Here is a 909-nt window from a genome sequence, read left to right as displayed (position 1 = left end):
GGTAAGGGGAAAAACACGTCGCAGACGACCACAGCCACGACGACACCGCCCGAAACTACCACCGCAAAACCACCGGGAGGCCCGCCAACAACCACCCGCAACAAGACACAGGGGCCGCCCGAGAACAGAACGCAAGGCCCACCGGGCAACAAAACTCAGGGGCCACCCGAAAACAAGACGCAGGGACCGCCTGGAAACAAAACCCAAGGCCCACCCGGAAATAAGACGCGAGGCCCACCGGAAGACCCCGGACCACCTGAAGACCCCGGTCCGCCCGAGGACCGAGGCCCACCAGAAGACCGTGGCGGTGGCCCACCCGAGGACCGCGGGCCGCCCGAGTGGGCGCAGAACCCGGAGACGCCGCCGAGTGTCGCGCACAACCGGTCGGCACTCGCCAACAAGAGCAAACCGTTAGCGAACGCCTCGGTCAACGTCACCATCCACGACGACGCCTCCGCCGCCGACTACCGCCTCGCCGCCATCGCCGCGCTCCAGCAGGCCGACTTCGACGGCCCCGGCCGGTCGGCCCAGCGCCACCGCACCGCCGCACTCAAAGCCCTCAACAAGTCCCTGGAGTACGTCCTCGACGCGAACCGCACCACGTCGGCCACCCTGTTCGAACACGACAAGGAGGCAAGTACTCCGCCGCAATTCGCGCCCAACGTCACGAAACTGCTGGTCCGTTCTGACGAGCAACTCGCCACGACTGCCATTGCTGACGCCGAGCGCGTCCGCGAGACGCTCCGCGAGCGCAACGTCTCGTTCGACGAGTCGGCGGTCGAGGAGAACATCACGGGCGCGAAGGCGGCGGTCGAGCGCGCCGAGCGCTTCCGGAATCGCGGCCAGCACCATACCGCTATCACTCAGTACCGGGTCGCGTGGATTCACGCCCAGCAGGCGCTGGACGTG

Annotated in this window: 1 pseudogene; it reads left to right on the top strand. The window is 67.3% G+C overall.

The features are described from left to right. Positions 1–909 (top strand): annotated as a pseudogene (locus EPL01_RS21920) (hypothetical protein); the annotation flags it as partial.

Source organism: Halorussus ruber (assembly GCF_004765785.1).
In the GTDB taxonomy this organism is placed as follows: domain Archaea; phylum Halobacteriota; class Halobacteria; order Halobacteriales; family Haladaptataceae; genus Halorussus; species Halorussus ruber.
This window is presented reverse-complemented; position numbering and strand designations above follow the sequence as displayed.